This window comes from Holdemanella sp. (assembly GCF_056804935.1).
The window spans coordinates 1-6,586 of record NZ_DBMEXE010000003.1; the positions used below are offsets into that span (position 1 = coordinate 1).

Annotated in this window: 11 protein-coding genes; all 11 read left to right on the forward strand. The window is 37.0% G+C overall.

Annotated features, from left to right (window positions below; translation table 11 throughout):
• Positions 1 to 425: hypothetical protein (locus tag ACZQCL_RS00320; protein WP_482481431.1), on the forward strand; the 425-nt coding region annotated here is incomplete at its 5' end.
• 14 nt (positions 426 to 439) lie between these two features.
• Positions 440 to 1,342 carry a phage major capsid protein gene (locus ACZQCL_RS00325; protein WP_482481433.1) on the forward strand — a complete coding sequence of 301 codons (903 nt, stop codon included), beginning with the start codon at positions 440 to 442 and terminating at the stop codon, positions 1,340 to 1,342.
• A gap of 8 nt (positions 1,343 to 1,350) precedes the next feature.
• The gene (locus tag ACZQCL_RS00330; RefSeq protein ID WP_288001078.1) at positions 1,351 to 1,752 is read left to right on the forward strand and encodes a phage Gp19/Gp15/Gp42 family protein; all 402 of its coding nucleotides are present in this window, start codon (positions 1,351 to 1,353) and stop codon (positions 1,750 to 1,752) included.
• Positions 1,745 to 2,080: a hypothetical protein gene (locus ACZQCL_RS00335; protein WP_482481436.1), complete on the forward strand. Its 336-nt coding sequence runs from the start codon at positions 1,745 to 1,747 to the stop codon at positions 2,078 to 2,080. The genes ACZQCL_RS00330 and ACZQCL_RS00335 overlap by 8 nt, the downstream gene beginning before the upstream one ends.
• Positions 2,073 to 2,312: a hypothetical protein gene (locus ACZQCL_RS00340; RefSeq protein ID WP_482481438.1), complete on the forward strand. Its 240-nt coding sequence runs from the start codon at positions 2,073 to 2,075 to the stop codon at positions 2,310 to 2,312. Before ACZQCL_RS00335 ends, ACZQCL_RS00340 begins: the two co-directional genes overlap by 8 nt.
• On the forward strand, positions 2,309 to 2,641 hold the full coding sequence (locus ACZQCL_RS00345) for a hypothetical protein (protein WP_482481440.1): 333 nt from the start codon (positions 2,309 to 2,311) through the stop codon (positions 2,639 to 2,641). The genes ACZQCL_RS00340 and ACZQCL_RS00345 overlap by 4 nt, the downstream gene beginning before the upstream one ends.
• 11 nt (positions 2,642 to 2,652) lie before the next feature.
• Entirely contained in the window at positions 2,653 to 3,210 is a 558-nt protein-coding gene (locus ACZQCL_RS00350; protein WP_482481442.1) for a phage tail tube protein, read from the forward strand.
• A gap of 2 nt (positions 3,211 to 3,212) precedes the next feature.
• Positions 3,213 to 3,476: a hypothetical protein gene (locus ACZQCL_RS00355; RefSeq protein WP_270498811.1), complete on the forward strand. Its 264-nt coding sequence runs from the start codon at positions 3,213 to 3,215 to the stop codon at positions 3,474 to 3,476.
• Positions 3,477 to 3,490: 14 nt separating this feature from the next.
• A complete protein-coding gene (locus ACZQCL_RS00360; RefSeq protein WP_288028407.1) occupies positions 3,491 to 3,856 on the forward strand; it encodes a DUF5361 domain-containing protein in 366 nt (121 codons plus the stop codon).
• Position 3,857: 1 nt separating this feature from the next.
• Complete coding sequence (locus ACZQCL_RS00365; protein ID WP_482481445.1) at positions 3,858 to 5,870, forward strand: phage tail protein; 2,013 nt, start codon at positions 3,858 to 3,860, stop codon at positions 5,868 to 5,870.
• Positions 5,867 to 6,586 (forward strand): phage tail family protein (locus ACZQCL_RS00370; protein ID WP_482481447.1); only part of this gene is annotated, 720 nt, incomplete at its 3' end. The genes ACZQCL_RS00365 and ACZQCL_RS00370, both read left to right, overlap by 4 nt.

A 6,586-nucleotide genomic window follows, 5' to 3' on the forward strand; every position in this document is an offset into this window, starting at 1 on the left:
AGGATAGAGTGGATAGAATCAACAAGAAATATGAATCTTGGACAAGTCCTGATAAATTGCAAGAAATTAAAGATGGTTATGAGCAAAATGCTAGCAAAAAATTTGAAGGTTATACATCACCTGAAGACTTGCAGACAATGAAGGATGATTACGAATCAAAACTTGAAACAATTCGTAACGAGAACGCTTCGTTAAAAGCTTCTCAATTACGTTCAAAGGTAGCAAATGAATTTAAACTACCAACAGAAATGGCATCACGCTTACAAGGTAGTACAGAAGAAGAACTTAGAGCAGATGCAAAAACATTAGCTGAATTAGTGTCAACAAATAAAACCTTTGTATTGCCATTGCACGGTGGATCAACAGGCGGAAGCACTGACAAGAATGCAGCAGTTAAAGAATTATTATCACAATTTAAAGATTAAAAGGAGAAAAAACAATGTCAACAATCACAAAAAGTACAGGGCTATTCCCATCAAATTTAGTCACAGATGTATATAGTAAAGCTAAAGGTTTTTCATCACTTGCATTATTATCACAACAAGAACCTATTCCTTTTGCAGGCACTGATGTAATGGTTTTCTCAATGGATGGAGAAGCTTCTATCGTTGGTGAAGGTGAAAATAAACCAGCAGGAGAGGCAGATCTTGCAAAGAAAACTATCACACCTATCAAAATCGTATATCAGCACAGATTAACAGACGAATTTATTAATATGTCTGAAGAAAAGCAGTTACCTTATTTACAACAATTCGTTGATGGATTTGCTAAAAAAATGGCACGTGCAGTGGATATCATGATTTTCCAAGGCGTAAATCCTGCAGACGGAGTTGAATCTGCAAAGATTGGTACAAACTGTTTCGCAAAAGCGGTAACAAATAAGGTGACTTATGCAGCAACTACTGCAGATGAAAATTTAGATGACGCAGTTGCGTTGATTCAGGGTAAAGATTGCGATGTCACTGGTATTGCTATGGCGCCAGCATTCGCATCTGCATTAGGAAAAATTAAAGCTGCAGGAACTGGAATGTATTTATATCCTGAATTCCGCTTTGGAAATAAACCAGCAAACTTCGGAGGCATGGCAAATAGTGTAAACAATACAGTTTCATTTAAAAATAGTGAAATTCGTGCAGTTGTCGGTGATTTTGCAAATGCAGTCAAATGGGGATATGCAGAGCAAGTACCTATGAAGATCATTGAATTTGGTGATCCAGACAATCAAGGTGATTTACAGAGAACTAATCAAATCGTATTGCGTGCAGAAACATATGTAGGATTCTGTGTATTGGATCCTGATGCGTTTGCATTGATTACAACTGAATCTGCAGTTGCAGCATAGAGGTATTAATGGACTACGCGACAATCGATGACGTTGGTGTTCTTTGGAGAAACATGACCAATGAGGAATTAAAACGTGCTAGAGCATTAATTCCCGTGGTGTGTTCTTCTCTAAGAATCGAAGCAAAAAAAAGAGGTAAAGATTTAGATCAAATGGTTTCACAAGATCCAGATTTATTAACTGTGGCCAAATCAGTAACTGTAGATGTTGTCGCTAGGACCTTGATGACGTCTACAGATAAAGAGCCGATGTCTCAATTTTCGGAATCGGCTCTTGGCTATTCTGCTTCTGGCACATTTTTAGTTCCAGGAGGAGGCTTGTTTATCAAAAATTCAGAACTCGTAAGATTAGGAATTAAGAATAAGCAGAAAATACGAACAATAGATATGTGTGGTGGCACAAATGATTAAAGGAATTGATGTTGTTCTATATGAAAAAACAAAAGTAGGAGTAGATGCATTTAATGCACCAGTATACGCAGATAAGCCGCCAGTAACGGTAAAAGATGTGTTAGTGTGTCCTTCAACATCTCAGGAGATTCTAGATTCAACCAATCTATATGGGAAAAAGGCAGTTTACACATTGGCCATTCCAAAAGGTGATAATCACGACTGGTCAGATGCAACTATTTCTTTCTTTGGTAAGAAATGGAAATCCTTCGGTATTCCATTGGAAGGCATTTCAGAAATGATTCCTTTGCGTTGGAATAAGAAAGTCATGGTGGAAAGATATGAATGATTTTGAGTTTAAATTGAATTATGAAGGCATTGGCCAATTACTGAAATCTGATGAACTTAAACAGATTTGTGAAGAAAAAGCTAGGTCTGTTTTAGACGCATGTGGCGAAGGATATGAATTGGAAACAAAAATGGGTGCTAAACGTGTCAGAGCAAAAGTTAAGGCATCTACACCACATGCGTATTACAGTAATTTGAAGCATAATACATTAATGAAGGCATTAGGAAAATGATTGAAATAGTATTATTAAACTACTTAAAAGAAGTTCTGTCTGTTGATGTATTTATGGAGATCCCACCAAATCCACCAGATACATATGTTCGTATAGAAAAAACAGGAAGTGGAGAAGAAGAGCATATTAATATGGCTACTTTTGCACTGCAGTCTTATGCGGATTCGATGTATGAGGCTGCTTTATTGAATAGAGAAGTTATTGAAAAAATGAAAAACATGATTACACTGGATGAAATATTTAAGGTCAAGTTAAACAGTGATTACAATTTCACTGATCCAAGTACCAAAAAATATCGCTACCAGTGTATTTTTGATATTACATATTAGGAGGAAAAAATATGTCTAGTGTTGAAAATGTTACTGCCGCAAAGCCTAAGATTGGCGGATCAGTACATGTAGGTGCATTAGGTACCACATTGCCTGAAGATGCAGTTTCTGAATTAGCTGCAGAATTTAACAGCTTGGGGTACATTTCTGAAGATGGTGTTAAAAATGAGAACACTCCAAATACTGAGCAGGTAAAAGCTTGGGGAGGAGATGTCGTTTTAAACGCCCAAACAGAAAAAAAAGATAATCTTTCATGGAAGTTGATTGAAGGCTTAAATGTCGCAGTTTTAAAAACTGTTTATGGTGATGAAAATGTTACTGGCGACTTAAAAACCGGGATTACAGTAAAAGCTGGAACGAGCGAACTTGAAGATAAATCGTATGTTATCGATATGATTCTAAAAGATGGTGTTTTAAAGCGTATCGTTATTCCAAGAGGATCCCTAGTAGAAGTTAGTGAAATTACATATAAAGATTCTGAGCCAATCGGATATGAAATTAAAATTGCAGCTTTACCTGACTCTAAAGGATTTACACATTACGAATATATTAAAAAGAAAGGTGCATAGAAATGATTAGTGGGGTTACTAAAAACGGTTTCGCGTTCGAAATTACGGACGAAAGAGCGGACAACATGGAACTTATTGATGCTTTGGCTGATATTGATGATGGGAACCTATTGGCAGTGTCTAAGGTGTTAACTTTATTGTTAGGACCTGAACAAAAGAAAAAAATGTATGATTTTGTTCGAACAGAGGATGGTATTGTTTCTGCGCAAACTGTATCAGAAATGATTGTAGAGATCCTGGCCACAAAAAAAGAAACAAAAAACTAATAGCCCTGGCCAACATGATTTCGAGAGATGAAGATGCGCTAATCTGTGATCTTGCAGAAACGTATCAGATATATAACTATAAGTCGCTACCAGCAAGATTAGTAGCGACTTTATCAGTTGGCTTGAGGGATGATTCTCGAATTAAATTAAAAATGATGGATGAGAAGTTATCATTGCGCGATTTTCTGCTGGCATCTATTATGGATCGCCTAAGTTTATTGGTATGGTTCCAATCGAAAGATGGGCAAGAAGGAAATAATCGTCCTGCCATGATGGTGGATGCATTAATGGGAAAAACAAATGATAATGAATCGGATATTGAATCTTTCGGATCTATCGAAGAATTTGAAAGATTAAAAAAAGAATTGGTAGGTGATTAATATGCCGGCTAATGCAGGTACTGCCTATGTGCAGATTGTACCATCTGCCAAAGGCATTAAAGGAAAAATCACTGATGTACTAAAAGGGGAATCACAGACGGCCGGAGAATCATCCGGATCTACAATTGGTTCTGCTTTAGTATCGAATTTAAAAGGTGTGATTACTGCTGGAAGTATTGGAGCATTTTTAGGAGCATCGCTTACTCAAGGTGGAGCTCTTCAACAATCGCTCGGTGGTGTGGAAACACTCTTTAAAGATAATGCAGATACAGTTAAAAAATATGCTAGTCAGGCATTTAAAACTGCCGGAGTATCTGCAAATGAATACATGAATAGTGTTACATCATTCTCTGCGTCATTGATCTCAAGCTTGGGTGGGAACACTGCAAAGGCAGCAGATGTGGCCAACATGGCTATGGTTGACATGTCAGACAACGTAAACAAAATGGGTTCAGATATGGAATCCGTTCAAAATGCATATCAAGGATTCGCAAAGCAGAACTATACAATGCTTGATAACTTGAAGCTTGGATATGGCGGTACTAAATCTGAAATGGAGCGATTGCTTCAGGATGCACAGAAATTAACAGGTGTTAAATACGACATCAACAATTTAAGTGATGTATATGAAGCGATTCACGCAATCCAGGAAAATCTAGGTATTACCGGGACTACAGCTAAAGAAGCTGCAACTACATTGACTGGATCTTTTGGAGCAATGAAAGCAGCTGCTAAAGACTTCTTAGGAAATCTTTCAATTGGAGCAGATATCACTGTTCCAATGTCGAACCTGGTTAAAACAACTTCAACGTTTATATTCGGAAACCTATTGCCTATGGTTGGAAATATTATTGTAGCTCTGCCACAAGCAGTAGTTACAGGTATTAGTCAAGCGGTTCCAGCATTGATCACTGGATTAGGATCTATGTTAGCTCAGATTGGGACATTCTTTACTACAAGTGTTCCTGGATTAGGTACACAAGTTTCTAGTATGATCGTTCAAGCAGTTAGCACAATCGCATCACAATTACCAGCTTTCATGGAACAAGGAAAGAATGTGATTGATGGATTGGTATCTGGAATTATCACAAATGTTCCTACGATCATGTCTGAAATACAAACGATGGTAACAACCATGCTTACTTGTTTGCTAGAAAATCTTCCTAGTTTCATGGAAACAGGTTTGGAATTGATCTTATATTTAGTTCAAGGAATTGTATCTTGTCTTCCGACAGTAGTGGAAAGTATTTCGAATACTGCGATTTCGATGTTAAATACACTACTTTCTAAAATGCCGGATTTCCTGGCAAAAGGTATTGAGGTTATTAAAAATATCGCTACTGGTATTTTGCAGAGTCTACCAAGTATTCTTAGTACATTGCTAGGTATATTAGTGAACTTAGTCAATTTAATCGCATCACACTTACCTGATTTTTTAGGCAAAGGTGTACAAATCTTGATTATGGTTGGTACTGGTTTATTGCAGGCGGTGCCACAATTGCTTGGGGTGATTCCTGGAATACTAGCTCAGGCTGCTGGCGCATTCGCATCGTATGATTGGTTGTCTATTGGATCCAATATCATTAGTGGTATTGTAGGTGGAATTAAAGCAGCCGGAGGAGCAATTGGAAGTGCTTTGATGAATATTGCGAAGAGTGCTTTTAATTCTGTGAAGTCTTTCTTAGGCATTAAGTCACCTTCTAGAAGAGCCAAAAAAGAAATTGGCCAATTTATTCCACAGGGTGCAGCTGCAGGTGTTGAAGAAGACGATAGCCTTATTATCGCTATGCGTAATTTAGGCAAAAGAGCAATGCAAAGCGCAAGAACGTCATTTAATTTTGGCGATATAAGAAATGTGGCTAAATTTAAAGTGGATCCAGACAAAAATACTACAGGTATTCCGCAAGGGCCGGTTACAAACTTTTATCAGACTATTAATTCTGCAAAAGAGCTTAGTCCTTACGAAATGGAAATTAGAACACAAGCAATGTTGAAAAGGAGCGTGTGGGCATGAGAAAAGTAATCTATACAAATGCAAATGGTGATAGCATTGAATTTTCAAGAGCTACAGGAATCCATATTACAGATGATATGGGACTATCTAAAAATAGCATTACGCTTTCCGAATCAACAGTTTCTAATCAAATTGGATCATCAATTACCGGTAAGGTTGTAGAACCTAAAGATTTTACGATTACTGGTAAATTCAAAAATGATCCAAACGTTCGTAAGAAAATGTTAGCTGTAATTCTTCCGGGGGTTGCAGCTATCTTTCGTTATATTGATGAAGAAGAAGGAATTGATGTATATTGGGATGTCGAGCCAAAGGAAACTCCATACATTAGTTGGGATAGGAACTGGCAAGATTTTCAATTTATGTTGCATGCAGCATATCCTTATCCAAAAGAAAAAGAAGCGCAATTAATAAGTTTTAATAAACTTGAATCTAATTTTATGTTTCCACAAAGTTACTCAAGCACTGAACCGTTCACTATATCAACAAGAATATGGCAGCCACTATTAACATTCTCGAATAAAGGAGATCTTCCGACTGGGTTTATTTTACAAATGAAAGCAGAAGCTGAAATCAAAAATCCAAAAATTGTGAATGTTGTTACACAGGATCATTTATCGTTTGGAAAGAATCATGATCTTACGATGCAAAATGGAGATATCTTGGAAATAAGCACTTATACAAATCAAAAATATTGTCACTTGCTTCGTGGGGAA

Coding starts and splice junctions, on each gene's coding strand:
- ACZQCL_RS00325 (WP_482481433.1), top strand. CDS start 440: ATGTCAACAATCACAAAAAGTACAGGGCTATTCCCATCAAATTTAGTC.
- ACZQCL_RS00330 (WP_288001078.1), top strand. CDS start 1,351: ATGGACTACGCGACAATCGATGACGTTGGTGTTCTTTGGAGAAACATG.
- ACZQCL_RS00335 (WP_482481436.1), top strand. CDS start 1,745: ATGATTAAAGGAATTGATGTTGTTCTATATGAAAAAACAAAAGTAGGA.
- ACZQCL_RS00340 (WP_482481438.1), top strand. CDS start 2,073: ATGAATGATTTTGAGTTTAAATTGAATTATGAAGGCATTGGCCAATTA.
- ACZQCL_RS00345 (WP_482481440.1), top strand. CDS start 2,309: ATGATTGAAATAGTATTATTAAACTACTTAAAAGAAGTTCTGTCTGTT.
- ACZQCL_RS00350 (WP_482481442.1), top strand. CDS start 2,653: ATGTCTAGTGTTGAAAATGTTACTGCCGCAAAGCCTAAGATTGGCGGA.
- ACZQCL_RS00355 (WP_270498811.1), top strand. CDS start 3,213: ATGATTAGTGGGGTTACTAAAAACGGTTTCGCGTTCGAAATTACGGAC.
- ACZQCL_RS00360 (WP_288028407.1), top strand. CDS start 3,491: ATGATTTCGAGAGATGAAGATGCGCTAATCTGTGATCTTGCAGAAACG.
- ACZQCL_RS00365 (WP_482481445.1), top strand. CDS start 3,858: ATGCCGGCTAATGCAGGTACTGCCTATGTGCAGATTGTACCATCTGCC.